Source organism: Ramlibacter paludis (assembly GCF_022012305.1).
In the GTDB taxonomy this organism is placed as follows: Bacteria; Pseudomonadota; Gammaproteobacteria; order Burkholderiales; family Burkholderiaceae_C; genus Ramlibacter; species Ramlibacter paludis.
Genome location: NZ_JAKLTM010000002.1, coordinates 824526 through 841315 on the forward strand (window position 1 = coordinate 824526; position 16790 = coordinate 841315).

Below are 16790 nucleotides of genomic sequence, written 5' to 3' on the forward strand. Positions count from 1 at the left end.
ACCTTGTCTGACGTGGGCGCGCCGCAACCGGGCCTGGTGGTGGCCAGCCACGGCCGCCACTGCCTGGTGGAGACGCCGGACGGCACCCGCCGCATCTGCCATGCGCGCGGCAAGAAGAACGCACCGGTCGTCGGCGACCGCGTGCAGTGGAGCAGCACCGGCGACGAAGGCGTGATCGTGTCCGTGGACAAGCGGCGCAACCTGTTCTACCGGCAGGACGAGATCCGCACCAAGTCCTTCGCCGCCAACCTCGACCAGGTGCTGGTGCTGATCGCGGCCGAACCCGAGTTCTCCGAGATGCAGCTGGCGCGCGCGCTCATCGCCGCCGGCGCCGAGCAGATCACGCCCTTGATCGCGCTCAACAAGAGCGACCTGGTCGAACCCTTCGAGCGCGCCTGGGCGCGCCTGGTGCCGTACCACGCGATGGGATATGGCGTGCTGCCGCTGTCGCTGCGCCTTTCGAAGGACGCCGACCGCGAGGCGCTGCAAAAGCACCTGCACGGCAAGACGACGCTGGTGCTGGGCCCTTCCGGCGCCGGCAAGAGCACGCTGATCAACCTGCTGGTGCCGCAGGCGCAGGTGCTCACCGGCGAGATCTCGCAGGCGCTCAACTCCGGCAAGCACACCACCACGGCCACGACCTGGTACTGGGTCGACCAGGCTTCGGGCACCGCGCTGATCGATTCGCCCGGCTTCCAGGAGTTCGGCCTGCACCACATCGCGCCCATGCAGCTGCCCGGCCTGATGCCCGACCTGAAGCCGCATGCGAGCGAATGCCGCTTCTACAACTGCACGCACCTGCACGAACCCGGCTGCGACGTGCAGGCCGCGGTGGCGCGCCCGGACGAACCGCGCCAGCCCGGCAAGATCGAGCCCAGCCGTTACCGCATCTACCGTACCCTTTTCGAGGAACTGTCGCGGACTAAGTATTGAGAACTCCGGGGGCCGCCCGCATCTAAGGGGGATGAGCCAGCTGCACGTCGTCTGCCCGCATTGCCACACCACCAACCGGGTGCAATCCACGGACCTCGCCAAGGCGCCCGACTGCGGCAGCTGCCACCGCGCGCTGTTCGACGGCCATCCGCAGAACCTGAACGCCACCGATTTCGAACGTCACATCACGCGCGGCGACCTGCCCGTGCTGGTGGACTTCTGGGCGCCCTGGTGCGGCCCCTGCCGCATGATGGCGCCGGCCTTCGAGCAGGCGGCCGCGCAGCTCGAGCCCCGGGTGCAGCTGGTGAAGGTCAATACCGATGAGGCACAGGGACTGGGCGCGCGACTGAACATCCGCAGCATTCCGACCCTGGCGTTGTTTGCCGGCGGCAAGGAAGTTGCGCGGCAGGCCGGCGCGATGGGCGCGGCGGACATCGTGCGGTGGACCCAGGCGCAGTTGGCGCGCATCACCACGCCGGCTTGAACCGCGCCGGGGTTGCTACCCCAGCAAGCGCGCCAGCGTCAGCAAAGCCAGCAACACCATCCACAGCACCACCGAGCGCCACACCAGCCCCACGATGCTGCGCAGGTGCTGCGTCTCGGCTTCACGGCCCGGCGTGGTGGCGGTATCCAGCGGCGGCTCGCCGCCCATTCCACTCGCCGCGAACGACTGGCTGCTGTTCGGCGCGAAGACCGGCTTCAAGGCCTCCCCGCCCAAGCGCACGTTGATCGCCCCGGAGGTGGCGGCCAGCACCACGCCGTCGTTGTCGTTCGGAAAGCGCTGCGCGTAGTTGCGCCAGCTGTCGATCGCTTCCTCGAAGCTGCCGACCACGGCGAACGCGATGGCCGTGGCGCGGGCGGGAATCCAGTCGATCGCTGCCCACGCGCCCGCGGCCGACGACTGCAGCGCCTCGCTCGCGGGCTGCACCTGGATGCGGTTGCGGTACTTCCAGTAGCGCGCGACGAATTCGGCCATGCGATAGAGCACCGCGCCCGCCGGACCGAAGCCGAAGGCGGCGAGCACCGAGTACCAGGCCAGCACGCCGAACACGTGGCGGTGCGCGGCCAGCACGGAATACTCGATCACGTGGCGCACGATTTCGCTGCGCGGGAGTTCGCCCACGTCCACGCGCTGCCAGCGCGCCAGCAGCTGGCGCGCCAACTGCTCGTCGCCGGCTTCCAGGGCGTCGCGGATCTCGGTGAAGTGGTGGCTGAACTGGCGGAAGCCGAGCGTCGCGTAAAGCACCGCCACGTTCCACAGCATCGCCAGCGGCCAGCCCACCAGCAGCATCAGCGCCCAGTGGATGGCGAGCGCCAGCAGCGCCGGCCCGATCACGGCGAGCGACCAGGCCACCCAGCCGTGCTGGGGCTTGCCGGCGTCGAAATTGCGGCTGACCCAGCGCGCCCACACGCGCAAGCCGGCGTGGATGGGGTTGTGCTCGCCGAGCGGCCGCACCTGTTCGAGCAGCAACGCGAACAGGATGGCGAAAAAGCTCATGGAGCGGAATGATAGCGGGCGGCACGCCCGCGCCGCTCAGGCCGCCAGCAGGCGGTACAAATTGCGCAGCATGGCCGCCGTCGCGCCCCAGATGAAGCGATCGGTGCTGCCGTCCATGTAGGGCATGGAGAACCACTCGCGCCGCACGCCGCCGATGTCGATGGCGTGGCGGTGGTGATGGGCGGGCGTCATCAGGAAGTCCAGCGGCACCTCGAAGGCGTCGGCCACTTCGGAAGGATTCAGCGTCAGCCGGTAGTCGGGCCGCACCAGCGCGATCACCGGCGTCACCAGGAACATGGTGCCGGTGAGGTAGGTGGGCATCTGGCCGATCACTTCGACCAGTCCGCGCTCCAGCCCGATTTCCTCGTGCGCCTCGCGCAGCGCCGTGTCGACGACGTCGATGTCCGTGTCGTCGCACTTTCCGCCCGGAAAGGCGACCTGCCCCGAGTGCGTGCTCAGGTGCGTCGCCCGTTCGGTGAGCAGCACCATCGGCCGCTCGCGCGTGACGATGGGAACGAGCACCGCGGCCGGCGCCTTCTTGCGGTCCGTGAAGCGGCGCTCGGCCAGGATCTCGGGCTCCCAGGCGGGCGGCGCCAGCAGGCGCGCGCGCAAGGCGTCCGGCGCCAGCCGATCGGCGGGCACCGGCGCCAGGTGGCCGTCGATGCCGACCACGGGCGCGCTGCGCGGGTCGAAGTTCGGGATCTTCGACAGCGCGGTTTCGGGCGGCAGGGACGAGGCGTCGGGCTTCATGGAGGGAAAGAAAAACCGCCGCGAGCACGGGGCCGGCGGCGGTCGTTTCGGAAGGCGGGGCTCCGCTTATTCGGCGGCCGGGGCCTTCTCGCGGTGGGCCAGCTTTTCCTTGATGCGGGCCGACTTGCCCGAACGCTCGCGCAGGTAGTACAGCTTGGCGCGGCGCACGTCGCCGCGGCGCTTGACTTCGATGCCGGCGATCAGCGGGCTGTAGGTCTGGAAGGTCCGCTCGACGCCTTCGCCGCTGGAGATCTTGCGCACGGTGAAGGCGCTGTTCAGGCCGCGGTTGCGCTTGGCGATCACGACGCCTTCGTAGGCCTGCACGCGCTTGCGGGTGCCTTCGACGACGCTCACGGAGACGATCACGGTGTCGCCGGGGGCGAACTCGGGAACGTTCTTGCCCAGGCGGGCGATTTCCTCTTTTTCGAGGGTTTCGATCAGGTTCATTGCAGTCTCTATCGATCTTGCTCGCGCTACGCAAAAGGTCCTGGCTTCACTGGGCGCCACACGGGGTGGCAGTGGCTCGGACGGCCGGGCAGAGGATCGGGAAGCCGATGATTATAGCTTGGAGAGGAAATCCTCGTCCAACGGGGTCAACCGGCCGGCTTTGCGGGCGGCTTCGACCAGTTCCGGCCGCAGTCTTGCGGTGAGCGCCAGCCGCTGCTGGCGCCGCCAGGCCTCGATGCGGGCGTGGTGGCCCGACAGGAGCGCCTCGGGCACCTTCTGGCCGTTCCACTCCTCGGGGCGGGTGTAGTGGGGGCAGTCCAGGAGGCCGTCGAGCGCGGGGTTGAAGCTGTCCTCCTGGTGGCTGCCGGCGTCGTTCAGCACGCCGGGCTGCAGGCGCGCCACCGCGTCCAGCAAAGCCAGGGCCGCGATCTCGCCGCCGGAAAGGACGAAGTCGCCCAGGCTCAGCTGGACGTCGACGTGGGTGTCGATGAAGCGCTGATCGATGCCCTCGTAGCGGCCGCAGACCAGGATGGCGCCGGCACCGGCCGACCAGGCCTCGACACCGGCGTGGTCCAGTTTCCGGCCGACCGGGGAAAAAAGCACGACGGGCGCGGCGTCGGCGCGCTCCGCCTTCACCGCCGCCAGGCAGCGCGCCAGCGGCTCGGCCAGCATCACCATGCCGGGGCCGCCGCCGAAGGGCCGGTCGTCCACGCGCCGGTAGTTGCCCTCGGCGAAGTCGCGCAGGTTCCACAGGCGCACGTCGACCTGCTTGGTCTCGTAGGCGCGGCGCGTCACGCCCGCGGCCAGGAAGGGCGCGAACAGCTCGGGAAACAGGGTGACGACGTCGAAGCGCATCGCGCGCGCTCAGTAGTCGGGTTGCCAGTCGACCGTGATCCGGCGGCCCGGCAGGTCCACGCCGTCGACGTAGGCGGAGACGAAAGGCAGCATGCGCTCCTGCGGCTTGCCTTCGGCCTCGTATTCCAGCACCAGCACCGTCTGCGGGCCGGTGGACATCAGGTCCTTGACCTTGCCCAGCGCCACGCCTTCGCGGTTGACGACGTCCAGGCCGAGCAGGTCGACCCAGTAGTACTCGTCCTTGTCGGCGGTGGGGAAGGAAGAACGCGGAACGAACACGCGGGCGCCGCGCAGCGCCTCGGCGGCGGCGCGGTCGTCGACCTCGTCGGCCCGGGCCACCACGGTGTCGGAGTGTTCCTTGGCTTCGCGCACGCGCAGCAGCACCGTGCCGGAAAAGGTCTTGGCGCCTCTTTCGGACGGCTGCAGGTACCAGCGCTTGGAGGAGAACAGCGCCTGCGGGTCGGCGCTGTGGGGCAGGACCTTGAACCAGCCCTTGACGCCCCAGGCATCGGCGATGCGCCCGACTTCGATGGCGTCCGCGGGCAGATCCACGGCATCGATGCCAGCGGGCAGCGCGGGGGCTGCCGGACGGCCGGGCGCGGCCATCTACGGTTTAAGCCGCGGCAGCGGCGGGGGCGGCGACCGGGGCGTCCTTCAGCAGGCGCTCCACGGTGGGGGACGCCTGCGCGCCGACGCCCTTCCAGTAGTTCAGGCGGTCCTGCGCCACGCGCAGCTTTTCCTCGCCGTCCTTGGCCAGCGGGTTGTAGAAACCCAGGCGCTCGATGAAGCGGCCGTCACGGCGCACGCGCTTGTCGGCGACGACGATGTTGAAGAACGGACGGGCCTTGGCACCGCCACGGGAGAGTCGAATGACGACCATGATTTATCCTTCGGGTGGATGAGGTGCCTGCCTTGCAGGCCACCAATTGATTTTCCGGCGTTGAGACACGCGACTGGCCACCCGGCCAGCGACACGCCGAAAAGCCCACGATTATAACGCGTTCCCACTTTATGCCCACCATCCGCCCCAGCTCGGACCAGGACGTCCCTGCCATCACCGCCATTTATGGCCACCACGTGCTGCACGGCACCGGCACTTTCGAGACCACGCCGCCCAGCGAAAGCGACATGGCCGGCCGGCGCGCCGACGTGCTGGCCAAGGCCCTGCCCTACCTGGTCGCCGAGGAAGGCGGCCGGGTGGTCGGCTTCGCCTACTGCCAGTGGTTCAAGCCGCGGCCCGCCTATCGCTTTTCGGCGGAAGACTCGATCTACCTGCATCCCGACGCCGCCGGCAAGGGCTGGGGCAAGGAGCTGCTGACGGCCCTGGAGCGCGAAGCCGAGGCCGCCGGCATCCGCAAGCTGATCGCCGTGATCGGCGACTCGGGCAACCAGGGTTCAATCGGCGTGCACAAGGCGCTGGGCTTCACGCAGGCGGGCGTGATCCAGTCCTGCGGCTGGAAGTTCGGCCGCTGGCTGGACATCGTGATCATGGAAAAGTCCATCGGCGAGGCCGACCGCACCGCTCCGGCCGCCGCATGAAGAGCAAGACGCTCGCGGCCTGGCTGGCCTTCCTGGGCGGCCCCATCGGGCTGCACCGCTTCTACCTCCACGGCCTGGGCGACAAGCTGGGCTGGCTGCTGCCGCTGCCCACCGCCATCGGCGCCTACGGGGTGCTGCGCATGGCCACGCTGGGACAGAACGACGGCCTCAGCTGGCTCCTGATCCCGGTCCTGGGTTTCACCTTTGCCGGCTGCTGCCTCACCGCGATCGTCTACGGGCTGACGAAGCCGGAGGAGTGGAACGCGCGCTTCAATCCCGGCCATCCCGATGCGCCGCAAGGGCAGACGCGCTGGGCGACGATCTGGGCGATCGTGTTCTCGCTGATGGTGGGCGCGGGCACGCTGCTGGCCAGCATCGCCATCAGCTTCCAGCATTACTTCGAATCGCAGGTCGAGGAAGGCCGCAAGATCAGCGAATGAACTCATGCCGAAGCGGCATGAGCGCCAGCGAAGCTCTTCCGGTAGATTGGGTCGTCCGTTCAACCCCTGACCAAGGAGCACTGAAATGGACCGCGCCGCCCACGAAGCCGACGCCCCCAGCCTGACCATCCGCGCCCGCGAACCCGAGGACGCCGCCGGCATGTCCGCCCTCATGGGCAGCCCCGGCACCTTCGAAGGGACGCTGCAGCTGCCGGACATGCCGGTCGCCTCGCGGCTGGAGTTCCTGAGCAAGGTCGAACCGGGCGCCTGCAACCTGGTGGCGGTCGCGGAAGGCCGCATCGTCGGCTGCGCCGGCCTGCATGCCAACGGCACGAGCATGCGGCGCGCCCACACGCGCTCGCTGGGCATCGGCATCGCCGCCGAGTGGCAGGGCCGCGGGGTCGGCCGCCAGCTGATCGCGCGCCTGCTCGATTGGGCCGACAACTGGGCCGGCGTGCTGCGCGTGGAGCTGATGGTGCACGCCGACAACGACCGCGCCCAGGCGCTGTACCGCAACATGGGCTTCGTCGAGGAAGGCCGGATGCGCAACTACGCGCTGAAGAACGGGCGCTTCGTCGATGCGGTCGCGATGGCGCGGCTGCATCCGAATCCTCCGGAGTTGTCATTGCGGGCCTGACCCGCAATCCATCTCCCGTGCGCGACCCGCCGCGGGAGATGGATCCCGTCGCGAGGCCGGGATGACACGCCTCAGAACAGCTGCAGGCTGATCCAGTAAGCGATCGCCGCCACGAACGCGCTCGCCGGGATCGTGAAGATCCACGCCCAGACGATGTTGCCGGCCACGCCCCAGCGCACCGCGCTCATGCGGTGCGTGGAGCCCACGCCGACGATCGCGCCGGTGATGGTGTGCGTGGTCGACACTGGAATGCCCAGCGCGGTCGCGATGAACAGCGTCAGCGCCCCACCGGTCTCGGCGCAGAAGCCGCCCACCGGCTTGAGCTTGGTGATCTTCTGGCCCATGGTCTTCACGATGCGCCAGCCGCCGAACATGGTGCCCATGGCGATGGCGAAGTAGCAGCAGATCACCACCCAGTTGGGCGGCGACTTGTCGCCGGCGGCGACGTAGCCGGTGGCGATCAGCAGCATCCAGATGATGCCGATGGTCTTCTGCGCGTCGTTGCCGCCGTGGCCCAGGCTGTAGGCGCCGGCGGAAATCAGCTGCAGCCGCCGGAACCACTTGTCCACCTTGTTCGGGCGGGTCGAGCGGAAGATGTTGGAGACGATCACCATCATCAGCGAGCCGAGGATGAACCCCAGCAGCGGCGAGACGAAGATGAAGATCACGGTCTTCCAGATGCCCGCGGGGATCAGCGCACCGGCGCCGCTCTTGGCGATGACCGCGCCGACGATGCCGCCGATCAGCGCATGCGAGGAGCTGCTGGGAATGCCGTACCACCAGGTGATCACGTTCCAGGTGATGGCGCCGACCAGCGCGCCGAACACCACGTGCGTGTTCACCACGCCCGGCTCGACGATCCCCTTGCCCACGGTGGCGGCCACGCTCAGGTGGAAGATCGCGATGGCGATCAGGTTGAAGAAGGCAGCGAAGACGACCGCCTGCGTGGGCTTGAGCACGCCGGTGGAGACCACGGTGGCGATCGAGTTGGCGGCGTCGTGGAAGCCGTTCATGAAGTCGAACAGCAGCGCGATCACGACCAGCAGGATCACGACCCAGAGGGCCGCTTGGGTGACTTCCATGCGGGCCTCAGGAGTTCTCGAGCACGATGCCTTCGACGACGTTGGCGACGTCTTCGCACTTGTCGGTGATGGTCTCGAGCAGTTCGTAGATGGCCTTTAGCTTGATGACTTCGCGCACGTCCGGCTCTTCGCGGAACAGCTTGCTCATCGCGGAGCGCATCACGCGGTCGGCGTCGGATTCGAGCTTGTCGATTTCCTCGCAGGTCTTGAGCGCGGCGACGGCGGTGTTGTGGTCGGACAGCTTGGCCAGCAGGCCGACGGCTTCCTTCACCCGCTCGCAGCAGCGCACGCTCAGGTCGGTCAGGCGGGTGATCTCCTCCGTCATGTGCCGCACGTCGTACAGCGCCATGGTCTCGGCCGAGTCCTGGATCAGGTCGGCGACGTCGTCCATCGTGTTGATCAGCGTGTGGATCTGCTCGCGGTCGATCGGCGTGATGAAGGTCGAGTGGATCAGCCGGTTGACGTCGTGCGTCACCTTGTCGGCCGAACGCTCGGCGTGGTCGACCTCGCGCGCGTACTGCTCGCGCAGGTTGGCGTCGCCGTAGTTGGCCACCAGCTTCGAGAAGGCATGCGCCGCTTCGACGATGCGCTCGGCATGCTGGTTGAACATTTCGAAGAAGTTGCCTTCGCGCGGGAGCAGTTTCTTGAAGAGCATGGACGCCCCAGGGGAGGAGTAGTTGTGTCGGGAACCGGCAGGAGTGTAACTGCCGCGTCCCCGGGCGAGTCCGTCAGGCGTTGCGGAATATGAAATAGACGGCGCCCACCATGCACAGCGCCGCCCACAGGTAGTCCAGGCGCGGCGGCTCCTTCAGGTAGAACACCGAAAACGGCAGGAACACGGTGAGCGTGATGACTTCCTGCATGATCTTGAGCTGGCCGACGCTCAGCCCGGCTTCCTGGAAGCCGATGCGGTTGGCGGGCACCTGCAGCAGGTACTCGGCCAGCGCGATGCCCCAGCTTATGAGCGCGGCGATGTACCAGGGGCTCGCGGCCAGGCTCTTCAGGTGGCCGTACCAGGCCATGGTCATGAACAGGTTGGAGCCGACCAGCAGCAGGACGGCCTGCATCCAGTAGGGAATCGAGGAGGTGATTGCGCTCATGCCGGCATTATCTGGAACCGAGGGGCTGCTCTACGTCGACGAGCACCTGCTGGTGCTGGACAAGCCCGCGGGCCTGCTGGCCGTGCCGGGCCGCGGCGAGGACAAGCAGGACTGCCTGTCGCTGCGAGCGCAGCACCTGTGGCCGGACGCGCGCGTGGTGCACCGCCTCGACATGGCGACCTCGGGGCTGTTCGTCATGGCGCGCGGCCTCGCGATGCAGCGCGCCCTGAGCCGCGCCTTCGAGGAGCGCGCGGTGGAGAAGCGCTACGAGGCGGTCGTTCACGGCGTCGTCGCCGGAACGGAAGGCGAGATCGCCCTGCCCTTGATGGCCGACTGGCCCAACCGTCCGCTGCAGAAGGTCGATGCGGAGCACGGCCGCCCCAGCGTGACGCGCTGGCGGGTGCTGCAAACGCTGGCCGACCGCACGCGGCTGGCGCTGGAGCCGGTGACGGGCCGCACCCACCAGCTGCGCGTGCACCTGCAGGCGATCGGGCATCCGATCCTCGGCGACGCGCTCTATGCACCGCCGGATGTGCAGGCGCTGGCGCCACGGCTCTTGCTGCACGCCTGCGCGCTGCGCCTGGCCCATCCCGCCACCGGCGAAGCGCTGGCCTTCGAAAGCCCCGCTCCCTTCTGAAAACTCCTTAGGATCACGCCATGAGCGACAAACACCTCACCATCCTCACCGGCGCCTCGCGCGGCATGGGTCTCGCCATGGCGCAGCAGCTGCTGGCCGCCGGCCACGACCTGCTGTGCATCGCGCGCAAGCCCGGCGAAGCCCTGGCGGCGCAGGCCGCGGCCGCGGGCCGCCGCTGCGAACAATGGGCGCAGGACCTGGCGCGGCCCGACGCCGTCGCCGCGCGCCTCGCCACCTGGCTGCAGGGCCAGGCTGGCGAGAACTACGCGTCGGTCACGCTGATCAACAACGCCGGGATGATCCCGCGCATCGCGCCGCTGGGCGAAATCCCGGCCGCCGACCTGGCCGACGCGCTGCGGGTCGGGCTCGAGGCGCCGATGCTGCTCACCGGCGCCTTCCTGCGCGCCACGGCCGGCTGGCCGGCGAAGCGCAAGGTCCTGAACATCTCCTCGGGCCTGGGCCGGCGCGCGATGGCCTCGCAGGCCGCCTACTGCGCGGCGAAAGCGGGCATGGACCACTTCACCCGCTGCGTGGCGCTGGAGGAAGCGCAGCAGGCCGAGGGCGCGAAGGTCTGCTCGCTGGCGCCCGGCGTGATCGACACTGACATGCAGGTGCAGCTGCGCGGCGCCGATCCGGCGCGCTTCCCGGACCTCGGCAACTTCACGGGGATGAAGGACAAGGGGATGCTGATGGCGCCGCAGGATGCGGCGGCGAAGGTGCTGGCTTTCCTGGCGCGGGCGGATTTCGGGAGCAATCCGGTCGCCGACGTGCGGGATTAGCCGCGGTTCGGCTGCGCGCTCACCACGGCCTGCGCGTCACTATCGGCGTAGCCCTTGGTGACGAAGGAACCGCGCCTAGTCTCCCTGGAACCCACCCGCACGGGCGGTCAACACCAGCGTGTCGCGATGCCCCTCCGCTCCCACCGGCTGGATCGGCGTGGTCTCGTGGACCACCCGCGCGTCGTCCAGCAGCAGCAGGCTCCAGGGCTCCGTCAGCGTGAAGCGCTGGCCGGCCGGCCCGTCGGACTGGAACACGCGGGTCTCGCCGCCCTTGATGCTCTCGCGCGCGACCAGGAACACGGCCACCAGGTCGACGCCGTCGCGGTGCGCGCCTTCCGGCGTCGGCCGGCCGATGCCGCCTTCGGTGTCGATGCGGAACTGGTGCGCCTCCAGGTACCAGGGCTGCGGCCCGCGCAGCGCGCTGGCCGTGGTGGCGAGGGCGCGCAACAGGCACTTCCACGCCGGCGCCTGCACCGTCGCCGTGTCCATCGGCTCGAACCAGCGCTGCATGCCGCCGTGCAGCGCGTTGTATTCCAGCGGCTGCCAGTGCGCGCGATGCGGCGACTGCGTGAGCCGCTCGCCATGCTGCACGAAGCAGGAGTGGCGGCGCTTGCGATAGCGGCCGCCGTCCTTCAGGTATTCGTCGGGCGGCAGCTGGTCCCAGGATGCCCCGAGCTGCAGCAGGTCGGCCAGCGCGCAGCCGCTCCATTCGGCCACGCCTGACGGCGACAGCACCGCATAGCCTTGCTGGCGCAGGAAGGTGACGACCTGGTCGGGATAGGTGTACGCGGGGCTGAGGAACATGCCCCGACTTTAATCCAGGGGCTTCAACCTCTTGAGGATCGTGGGCAGGAACTCGGCCACCGTGGGATGGATCGGCAAGGCGTCCTGCAGCACGCGGTAGCTGGCGCCGGTGGCCATGAAGTTGCTGAGCACCTGGATGATCTCGTCGGCGTTGATGCCCACCATCGCGGCGCCGAGGAAACGCTCGCTGTCCGCGTCCACCAGCAGCTTGACGAGGCCGGTGGTCTCGCTCTCTTCCTTGGCGCGGCTCACGTCCTTCATCGCGTAGTCGGCCACCAGCACGCGCTTGCCGCTGGCGCGCGCCTCCGCGACGCCCATGCCCACGCGGCCCAGCGGCGGATCGGTGAACATCGCATAGGCCATCGTCCTGTCGTCGGCGCTGCGCTGGCCGCCGGCGAGGTTGGCCAGCACGATCTCCTGGTCGTGGTAGCTGGTGTGCGTGAAGGCGCCGCGCTTGTTGATGTCGCCCAGCGCCCAGATGCCCGGCACGTTGGTTTCGAGCCGCCCGTTGGTGGGCACCCAGCCGCGTTCGTCGGTGTGCACGCCCACGGTGTCCAGCCCCAGCTTCTCGGTGTTGGGCAGCCGTCCGGTCGCTGCCAGCAGGTGGGAGCCGTGGACACGCTCGCCGCCCACCAGCACCGCGACACCCTCGCCTTCGCGCTCCACCTGGTCGATGGCGCGCCCGGTGAGGATGCGCACGCCTTCGGCCTGCAGGAACTCCGCGATGCACTGCGAGACTTCCGGCTCCTCGCGCGCGGTGATGCGCGGCCCGGCTTCGAGGATGGTGACCGCGCTGCCCAGGCGCCGGAAGATCTGGCCCATCTCCAGCCCGATGTAGCTGCCGCCCAGGATCACGAGGTGCTGCGGCCGCTCGCGCAGCTGCAGCAGCGACACGTTGTCGAGCGCGCCCGCGGAATCCAGGCCCGGGATCGGTGGCTGGAAAGCGCGTGTGCCGGTGTTGAGGAACACGCGGGCCGCGTGCACCGGCTGTTCGCCGCCCAGCAGGTCGAATCCCTGCGCCGAGCGGCCGGTCAGCCGGCCCCAGCCGCGCAGCAGCGTGACGCGCGGCTCGCCGGCGATCCACTTCTCGAGCCCGGCGCGGGCGGCGTCCACGCGCTGCTGCATGCGCCCCATCGCCGCGGCGAAGTCGACCTCCACCGCGCCGACCTGCACGCCGAACTCCGCGGCGCGCCGCGCCATGTGGGCGACGCGCGCGCTCTTGCGCAAGGTCTTGGTCGGCGTGCAGCCGTTGTTGACGCAGGTGCCGCCCAGCTGCTTCGCCTCCACCAGGACCACCCGCTCGCCGCGCGCGGCCAGGGCCATGGCGAGGAAAGGGCCGGCCTGGCCGGCGCCTATCACAGCCGCATCGGCGTGGAGGACGTCCAAGATGACCCCTTCAGGGCTCGACGCGCACGCCCTTCCAGAAGGCGACGCGGTCCTTCACCATCTCCGCTTCCGGCTTCGGGTCGGCGTAGTACCAGACGGCTTCCGGGTTCAGCTCGCCATCGACCATCAGCGAGTAGTAGCTCGCCTCGCCCTTCCAGGGACAGCTGGTGTGGTGGTTGCTGAAGGTGGTGTATTCGCGCTTGAGGCTGCTTGCGGGGAAGTAGTGGTTGCCCTCGACCACGACGGTGTCGTCGCTCTCGGCGATGACCTTGTCTTTCCAGATGGCCTTCATGCCGGTCTCCTTCAGGGGGCTTGCAGCCAGTGGACGCTGAACAGCCGCTGCGGGTCGGTCCAGACCGGCCCGGGCTTGAAGCCCGCGCGGCGCGCCAGCGCGCGCAGGCCGTCCACCGTGAACTTGTACGAGTTCTCGGTATGGATGCTCTCGCCTTCGTCGAGCTCGAAGCGCTGGCCGGCTACGGTCACCGACTGCTTGCAGCGGCTCACCAGGTGCATCTCTATGCGCTGCAGCGGTGCGTTGTAGCAGGCGTAATGCGCGAACTGCTCGAGCACGAAGCGCGTGCCCAGCTCGCGGTTGGCGCGCGCCAGCAGGTTGAGGTTGAAGTCGGCCGTCACGCCCTGCGCATCGTTGTACGCGGCATGCAGCACCTGCGGGTCCTTCACCAGGTCGGCGCCGAGCAGGAGCGCGCCCCCGTGCAGCGTGTCGGCGGCGCGCTCCAGGAAGGCCAGCGCCTCCTCGGGCGTGAAGTTGCCGATGGTGGAACCGGGGAAGAAGCCGACGCGCCGGCCCGGGCCGGATGCGCGCGGCAGGCCCAGGCCCTGCGTGTAGTCGGCCACGACCGGCTGCACGTCCAGCTGCGGGAATTCGGCGCGCAGCAGCGTGGCCGCGGTGGCCAGGTGGTCGCCCGAGATGTCGATCGGCAGGTAGCGCGCGGGCCGCTCGAAGGCCTGCAGCAGCAGCCGCACCTTGCGCAGCGAGCCGGCGCCGAATTCGACGATCTCCGCCTCGGGCCCGGCCAGTCGCGCGACCTCTCCGGCGCAGCGCTGCAGGATGGAAAGTTCGGTGCGCGTCGGGTAGTACTCCGGCAGCTCGCAGATGCGGTCGAACAGCAGCGAGCCTTCGGCGTCATAGAAGTACTTGGGCGAGATGGCATGCGGACGCACGGCCAGTGCCGCCAGCAGGTCGCGCGCGAAGACGCCGTGGTCGGCGCTGCGCGCCGGTGGCGGCGCGGGTTGCGCAAGAGGCTGGGCGCCGGCTTGCGCAAAGGAGGAAATCAGCATGCGTCGTCCTTGGCCAGTCGCAGCCCGGTGAATTGCCAGCGCGCGGCCGGCGGAAAGAAATTGCGGTAGCTGGGGCGCGCGTGGCCGCGCGGCGTCGCGCTGCTGCCGCCGCGCAGCACGATCTGCCCCACCATGAACTTGCCGTTGTATTCGGCGATGGCGCCGCTCCAGGGCTGGAAGCCCGGATACGGATCGTAGGAGGAGCGCGTCCACTGCCAGACGTGGCCCGTCATCTGCCGGATGCCCGGCAGCGCGTACGCCGCTTCCCATTCGGCCTCGGTGGGCAAACGCGCGCCCGCCCACTGCGCATAGGCCGCCGCTTCGTAGAAGCTCAGCTGGGCAACCGGCGCCAGCGCGTCCAGCGGCCGCACGCCATCGAGCCCGAAGACCTGCCAGTGCGGCGAAGGCGCGCGCGGATCTTCCGGCGCGAGCCAGTACGCGGGCGCCTGCCAGCCTTGTGCCTGCGCCAGTGCCCAGCCGTCGGAGAGCCACAGCGCAGGCGTGCGGTAGCCGCCGTCGGCGATGAAGTCGGCGAAGTCGCCGCAGCTCACCAGCCGGTCGGCAATGCGGTAGGGCTGCAGCCAGACCTTGTGGCGCGGCGTCTCGTTGTCGAAGGCGAAGCCGTCGCCGTCATGGCCGATTTCCACCGCGCCGGACGGGCCTTGCAGCCAGGCGAGCGGCGGCGCGGCGGCTGCGAGGCGAAGCGGTGGCGCGTCGGCCGGCTGGTAGGCGGGCAGCAGCGGATTGCACGACAGCGCATGCAGGATGTCGGTGAGCAGCAGTTCCTGGTGCTGCTCTTCGTGCTGCAGGCCCAGCGCGAGCAGCGGCTCCACGGCACGCCATTGGGCGGCATCGGCTTGTGCGATCAGCTGCTCGACCGCGGCGTCGACGTGCGCGCGATAGCGATGCACCTCGGCGAGCGAAGGCCGCGTGAGCAGGCCGCGCTGCGGCCGGGGATGGCGCGAACCCAGCGACTCGTAGTAGGAATTGAACAGGTGGAAGTACCGCGCGTCGAAGGGCCGGTAGCCGGCCGCGTGCGGCGCCAGCACCACCGCTTCGAAGAACCAGCTGGTGTGCGCCAGGTGCCACTTGGTCGGGCTGGCGTCCGGCATCGACTGCACGCACTGGTCTTCGGCCGAGAGCGGCGCGGCCAGCGCGAGGCTGCGCGCGCGCACCGCCGCGTGCCGGGCCGCGAGGGCTTCACGCCCGGCGGCAGCCGCGGCGGGTGACGGGTTCAAGGACATGCATCTCCTGGTGGCCTGCGTGCCGAATTCATTACAGCACAGCGAGGCATTTCGGGGTACCGCAGGGCTTCAGTCGTGCAGCGCCAGCTGGTCGCGGAACTGCCGCCATTCGCCCCAGCGGCTGGGACTGTCCTGCACGCGGATGAAGAGCACCGGCTGGTCGCAGGCCGACCAGCGCGCGCAGTTGTCCTTCCACTTGCGCACCTGGCCCGGCGGCACGTAGAGGTAGACCGGCCTGGCCGTGGCCGGGATGAAGCCGCGGCCGGCCAGCACGGGCTGGCTGTAGATCACCGGCGGCGGCGTCGTGCCGCGCACTTCGATGCGGCCGTAGATGCCGGGGCGCAGCGGTCCGCCGGTGGTGACGTTGCGCAAGTCGCTCGCCGCGGCGGGCGCCGCGGCCAACACGCCCAGCAAGGCGGCCAGCGCGACCGTGCTGCTGGACCGGGGAAACCGGCGGCTCTGTCTCATGCGTTGCTCCTTGGGAAACGGCTGTGTTCTACCGAACGCCTGAGCCAGCGGCGTGTAGTCCCAAGGGAAGGCCTGTCGGAGGAATCGGCCTGCGGCGTGTCGGACGAGTCCGACAAACCGGAGCGCACGATTAGCTGCGGCGGGCGGGCGCGCGCCCGCGCTTTGCAGCGGCGGCGCCGGGTTCCGGCTCGGCCGTAAGCAACGGCGGCAAGGGGCGCTTGGCCACTTCCGCGGCTTCCGCCGCCTCCATGCCCAGCGCGCGCAACACGACCGTGGCGATGGCGATGTCGTGCTTCGGCGGCGCCAGGCCCAGCGCAACCGTCTGCATGCCGGTCATGCAGATGCCGGAAATCGCATCCATCGCTGCCGCTTCGTTCGGCACCTTGAAGCGCTTCTGCTTCAGGCCCAGCCGCAGGTCGGCCAGTGGGTAGACCTGCAGCAGTCCACCCAGCGTCGGATTGGCGCGGCCCACGTCCAGCAACAACAGCGCCCAGGCCGGAGCCTCCGCCGCCAGCCAGAGAAAGCGGCGCTGGCCGATCGCCATCCGTTCGGCGCCGTCCTCGACACCGGCGTGGCTGCTGCCGATGGCGCGGCTCAAGCCCTCGGCCAGCGCCAGCGCCACCCGCTCGATCAGCGCCTCCTTCGAAGCGAAGTGGTTGTAGACGGTCGCCGGCGTCATGCCCGCGACCTGCGCCACCTCCTGCACCGTCGCCCCCGCCACACCGCGCGCGCAGAAGACGTTCACCGCCGCCAGCACCAGCGCCGCCTGGGTTCGCTCGCGCTTGCCCCCGCCGCCCGCGGCGGCCACGAAAGCGGCGGCCAGGGGCGCCGGCAGCGGCGGCAGCCCCGCATTTCTGGAGGGGTCATCCATTTTTTGACATCAAATCCATTT

General features: G+C 69.5%; 23 protein-coding genes. 7 read left to right on the forward strand and 16 right to left on the reverse strand.

The genetic code is table 11. The features are described 5' to 3' along the window. The first annotated feature begins 3 nt into the window (after positions 1-3). Both rsgA and trxC read left to right on the forward strand, forming a co-directional pair. Positions 4-933, forward strand: coding sequence for a ribosome small subunit-dependent GTPase A (rsgA, locus tag LZ009_RS10495; protein WP_430300238.1), 930 nt, complete (start codon positions 4-6; stop codon positions 931-933). A gap of 31 nt (positions 934-964) precedes the next feature. Then, on the forward strand, positions 965-1417 hold the full coding sequence (gene trxC / locus LZ009_RS10500) for a thioredoxin TrxC (RefSeq protein ID WP_275697855.1): 453 nt from the start codon (positions 965-967) through the stop codon (positions 1415-1417). Positions 1418-1432: 15 nt separating this feature from the next. Here trxC and LZ009_RS10505 read toward each other — a convergent pair whose 3' ends face one another. The 6 genes from LZ009_RS10505 to rpsP all read right to left on the reverse strand — a co-directional run bounded on the left by LZ009_RS10505 (position 1433) and on the right by rpsP (position 5363). Beyond that, positions 1433-2431, reverse strand: a complete 999-nt coding sequence (locus tag LZ009_RS10505) for a CobD/CbiB family protein (protein ID WP_275697856.1) — start codon at positions 2429-2431, stop codon at positions 1433-1435. A 36-nt stretch (positions 2432-2467) separates the two neighbouring features. Next, positions 2468-3181 (reverse strand): CoA pyrophosphatase, encoded by a 714-nt coding sequence (locus tag LZ009_RS10510; protein WP_275697857.1) that lies wholly within the window; start codon positions 3179-3181, stop codon positions 2468-2470. Between the two features lie 66 nt (positions 3182-3247). Beyond that, a complete protein-coding gene (gene rplS / locus LZ009_RS10515) occupies positions 3248-3628 on the reverse strand; it encodes a 50S ribosomal protein L19 (protein ID WP_275697858.1) in 381 nt (126 codons plus the stop codon). Between the two features lie 111 nt (positions 3629-3739). Beyond that, positions 3740-4483, reverse strand: a complete 744-nt coding sequence (gene trmD / locus LZ009_RS10520) for a tRNA (guanosine(37)-N1)-methyltransferase TrmD (protein ID WP_275697859.1) — start codon at positions 4481-4483, stop codon at positions 3740-3742. 9 nt (positions 4484-4492) lie between these two features. Next, on the reverse strand, positions 4493-5089 hold the full coding sequence (gene rimM, locus LZ009_RS10525; RefSeq protein WP_275697860.1) for a ribosome maturation factor RimM: 597 nt from the start codon (positions 5087-5089) through the stop codon (positions 4493-4495). Positions 5090-5096: 7 nt separating this feature from the next. Then, the gene (gene rpsP, locus LZ009_RS10530) at positions 5097-5363 is read right to left on the reverse strand and encodes a 30S ribosomal protein S16 (protein ID WP_275697861.1); all 267 of its coding nucleotides are present in this window, start codon (positions 5361-5363) and stop codon (positions 5097-5099) included. Positions 5364-5494: 131 nt separating this feature from the next. Here rpsP and LZ009_RS10535 point away from each other — a divergent pair, with 131 nt between their 5' ends. From LZ009_RS10535 to LZ009_RS10545, 3 genes are all read left to right on the forward strand, one after another. Further along, positions 5495-6022, forward strand: a complete 528-nt coding sequence (locus LZ009_RS10535; protein WP_275697862.1) for a GNAT family N-acetyltransferase — start codon at positions 5495-5497, stop codon at positions 6020-6022. Then, positions 6019-6462: a TM2 domain-containing protein gene (locus LZ009_RS10540; protein ID WP_275697863.1), complete on the forward strand. Its 444-nt coding sequence runs from the start codon at positions 6019-6021 to the stop codon at positions 6460-6462. Before LZ009_RS10535 ends, LZ009_RS10540 begins: the two co-directional genes overlap by 4 nt. An 85-nt stretch (positions 6463-6547) precedes the next feature. Then, entirely contained in the window at positions 6548-7099 is a 552-nt protein-coding gene (locus LZ009_RS10545; RefSeq protein ID WP_275697864.1) for a GNAT family N-acetyltransferase, read from the forward strand. Between the two features lie 71 nt (positions 7100-7170). On the opposite strand, the gene LZ009_RS10550 is transcribed toward LZ009_RS10545, so the two are convergent. The 3 genes from LZ009_RS10550 to LZ009_RS10560 all read right to left on the reverse strand — a co-directional run bounded on the left by LZ009_RS10550 (position 7171) and on the right by LZ009_RS10560 (position 9281). Further along, entirely contained in the window at positions 7171-8181 is a 1011-nt protein-coding gene (locus tag LZ009_RS10550) for an inorganic phosphate transporter (RefSeq protein ID WP_275697865.1), read from the reverse strand. A gap of 7 nt (positions 8182-8188) precedes the next feature. Continuing rightward, on the reverse strand, positions 8189-8836 hold the full coding sequence (locus LZ009_RS10555; protein WP_275697866.1) for a DUF47 domain-containing protein: 648 nt from the start codon (positions 8834-8836) through the stop codon (positions 8189-8191). A gap of 73 nt (positions 8837-8909) precedes the next feature. After that, positions 8910-9281: a DMT family protein gene (locus LZ009_RS10560; RefSeq protein WP_275697867.1), complete on the reverse strand. Its 372-nt coding sequence runs from the start codon at positions 9279-9281 to the stop codon at positions 8910-8912. Between LZ009_RS10560 and LZ009_RS10565 the strand changes: the two genes are divergently transcribed. Both LZ009_RS10565 and LZ009_RS10570 read left to right on the forward strand, forming a co-directional pair. After that, entirely contained in the window at positions 9280-9918 is a 639-nt protein-coding gene (locus tag LZ009_RS10565) for an RluA family pseudouridine synthase (RefSeq protein WP_275697868.1), read from the forward strand. The genes LZ009_RS10560 and LZ009_RS10565 overlap by 2 nt on opposite strands. Before the next feature lie 20 nt (positions 9919-9938). Beyond that, entirely contained in the window at positions 9939-10697 is a 759-nt protein-coding gene (locus LZ009_RS10570) for an SDR family NAD(P)-dependent oxidoreductase (RefSeq protein ID WP_275697869.1), read from the forward strand. Positions 10698-10772: 75 nt separating this feature from the next. On the opposite strand, the gene LZ009_RS10575 is transcribed toward LZ009_RS10570, so the two are convergent. The 7 genes from LZ009_RS10575 to LZ009_RS10605 all read right to left on the reverse strand — a co-directional run bounded on the left by LZ009_RS10575 (position 10773) and on the right by LZ009_RS10605 (position 16769). Beyond that, the gene (locus LZ009_RS10575; protein WP_275697870.1) at positions 10773-11501 is read right to left on the reverse strand and encodes a 2OG-Fe dioxygenase family protein; all 729 of its coding nucleotides are present in this window, start codon (positions 11499-11501) and stop codon (positions 10773-10775) included. Between the two features lie 9 nt (positions 11502-11510). Next, positions 11511-12887 (reverse strand): mercuric reductase, encoded by a 1377-nt coding sequence (locus LZ009_RS10580; protein ID WP_275697871.1) that lies wholly within the window; start codon positions 12885-12887, stop codon positions 11511-11513. A gap of 10 nt (positions 12888-12897) precedes the next feature. Then, positions 12898-13179, reverse strand: a complete 282-nt coding sequence (locus LZ009_RS10585) for a DUF427 domain-containing protein (protein WP_275697872.1) — start codon at positions 13177-13179, stop codon at positions 12898-12900. A gap of 11 nt (positions 13180-13190) precedes the next feature. Further along, positions 13191-14186 (reverse strand): L-histidine N(alpha)-methyltransferase, encoded by a 996-nt coding sequence (egtD, locus tag LZ009_RS10590; RefSeq protein WP_275697873.1) that lies wholly within the window; start codon positions 14184-14186, stop codon positions 13191-13193. After that, complete coding sequence (gene egtB / locus LZ009_RS10595; protein WP_275697874.1) at positions 14180-15430, reverse strand: ergothioneine biosynthesis protein EgtB; 1251 nt, start codon at positions 15428-15430, stop codon at positions 14180-14182. Before egtB ends, egtD begins: the two co-directional genes overlap by 7 nt. A gap of 69 nt (positions 15431-15499) precedes the next feature. Beyond that, a complete protein-coding gene (locus LZ009_RS10600; RefSeq protein WP_275697875.1) occupies positions 15500-15898 on the reverse strand; it encodes a hypothetical protein in 399 nt (132 codons plus the stop codon). A 130-nt stretch (positions 15899-16028) separates the two neighbouring features. Beyond that, the gene (locus tag LZ009_RS10605; protein ID WP_275697876.1) at positions 16029-16769 is read right to left on the reverse strand and encodes a TetR/AcrR family transcriptional regulator; all 741 of its coding nucleotides are present in this window, start codon (positions 16767-16769) and stop codon (positions 16029-16031) included. Between the last annotated feature and the right edge of the window lie 21 nt (positions 16770-16790).

What these genes read in the sequence shown, in the direction of transcription:
- trxC (WP_275697855.1), top strand. Translation starts at nt 965, where the DNA reads ATGAGCCAGCTGCACGTCGTCTGCCCGCATTGCCACACCACCAACCGG.
- LZ009_RS10505 (WP_275697856.1), bottom strand. Translation starts at nt 2,431, where the DNA reads ATGAGCTTTTTCGCCATCCTGTTCGCGTTGCTGCTCGAACAGGTGCGG.
- LZ009_RS10510 (WP_275697857.1), bottom strand. Translation starts at nt 3,181, where the DNA reads ATGAAGCCCGACGCCTCGTCCCTGCCGCCCGAAACCGCGCTGTCGAAG.
- rplS (WP_275697858.1), bottom strand. Translation starts at nt 3,628, where the DNA reads ATGAACCTGATCGAAACCCTCGAAAAAGAGGAAATCGCCCGCCTGGGC.
- trmD (WP_275697859.1), bottom strand. Translation starts at nt 4,483, where the DNA reads ATGCGCTTCGACGTCGTCACCCTGTTTCCCGAGCTGTTCGCGCCCTTC.
- rimM (WP_275697860.1), bottom strand. Translation starts at nt 5,089, where the DNA reads ATGGCCGCGCCCGGCCGTCCGGCAGCCCCCGCGCTGCCCGCTGGCATC.
- rpsP (WP_275697861.1), bottom strand. Translation starts at nt 5,363, where the DNA reads ATGGTCGTCATTCGACTCTCCCGTGGCGGTGCCAAGGCCCGTCCGTTC.
- LZ009_RS10535 (WP_275697862.1), top strand. Translation starts at nt 5,495, where the DNA reads ATGCCCACCATCCGCCCCAGCTCGGACCAGGACGTCCCTGCCATCACC.
- LZ009_RS10540 (WP_275697863.1), top strand. Translation starts at nt 6,019, where the DNA reads ATGAAGAGCAAGACGCTCGCGGCCTGGCTGGCCTTCCTGGGCGGCCCC.
- LZ009_RS10545 (WP_275697864.1), top strand. Translation starts at nt 6,548, where the DNA reads ATGGACCGCGCCGCCCACGAAGCCGACGCCCCCAGCCTGACCATCCGC.
- LZ009_RS10550 (WP_275697865.1), bottom strand. Translation starts at nt 8,181, where the DNA reads ATGGAAGTCACCCAAGCGGCCCTCTGGGTCGTGATCCTGCTGGTCGTG.
- LZ009_RS10555 (WP_275697866.1), bottom strand. Translation starts at nt 8,836, where the DNA reads ATGCTCTTCAAGAAACTGCTCCCGCGCGAAGGCAACTTCTTCGAAATG.
- LZ009_RS10565 (WP_275697868.1), top strand. Translation starts at nt 9,280, where the DNA reads ATGCCGGCATTATCTGGAACCGAGGGGCTGCTCTACGTCGACGAGCAC.
- LZ009_RS10560 (WP_275697867.1), bottom strand. Translation starts at nt 9,281, where the DNA reads ATGAGCGCAATCACCTCCTCGATTCCCTACTGGATGCAGGCCGTCCTG.
- LZ009_RS10570 (WP_275697869.1), top strand. Translation starts at nt 9,939, where the DNA reads ATGAGCGACAAACACCTCACCATCCTCACCGGCGCCTCGCGCGGCATG.
- LZ009_RS10575 (WP_275697870.1), bottom strand. Translation starts at nt 11,501, where the DNA reads ATGTTCCTCAGCCCCGCGTACACCTATCCCGACCAGGTCGTCACCTTC.
- LZ009_RS10585 (WP_275697872.1), bottom strand. Translation starts at nt 13,179, where the DNA reads ATGAAGGCCATCTGGAAAGACAAGGTCATCGCCGAGAGCGACGACACC.
- egtD (WP_275697873.1), bottom strand. Translation starts at nt 14,186, where the DNA reads ATGCTGATTTCCTCCTTTGCGCAAGCCGGCGCCCAGCCTCTTGCGCAA.
- egtB (WP_275697874.1), bottom strand. Translation starts at nt 15,430, where the DNA reads ATGTCCTTGAACCCGTCACCCGCCGCGGCTGCCGCCGGGCGTGAAGCC.
- LZ009_RS10600 (WP_275697875.1), bottom strand. Translation starts at nt 15,898, where the DNA reads ATGAGACAGAGCCGCCGGTTTCCCCGGTCCAGCAGCACGGTCGCGCTG.
- LZ009_RS10605 (WP_275697876.1), bottom strand. Translation starts at nt 16,769, where the DNA reads ATGGATGACCCCTCCAGAAATGCGGGGCTGCCGCCGCTGCCGGCGCCC.